General features: G+C 45.8%; 1 pseudogene. It reads left to right on the forward strand.

The window, feature by feature from the left end:
- A pseudogene (locus AC1DUA_RS40780) lies at nt 1–417 on the forward strand (GH92 family glycosyl hydrolase); the annotation flags it as partial.

The raw sequence follows: 417 nt of genomic DNA on the forward strand, positions 1-417 counted from the left end.
CAGCTATGTTCCGATTCACATTTGCCGGGGATTCCTCTAATCTGCTTTTTGACAACCAAAGCAATAGTGGCGGAATTACGCTGGATGCTGCAAACAATGCGATTTCTGGCTACTCCGATCAAAAAAGCGGTCTTTCTACAGGTGCAACGCGTATTTTCATCTATGCTACCTTCGATAAGCCAGTAACCGCAAGTGGCAAACTGACGGGCAGTGGCGGCGGTGGAACGAATGTGCAGGCCTATTACAAATTCGACACCACGACGAATAAAGTAGTCACTATGAAGATTGCAACGTCCTTGATCAGTTTAGATCAGGCCAAGAAAAACCTGGAGTTAGAAATCAGCCCAGCTGATACGTTTGAAACGATTAAAGATAAGGCTCAAACACAGTGGGATCAGCAAATGGGCATCATTCAGG

Source organism: Paenibacillus sp. 01T422, assembly GCF_056398785.1.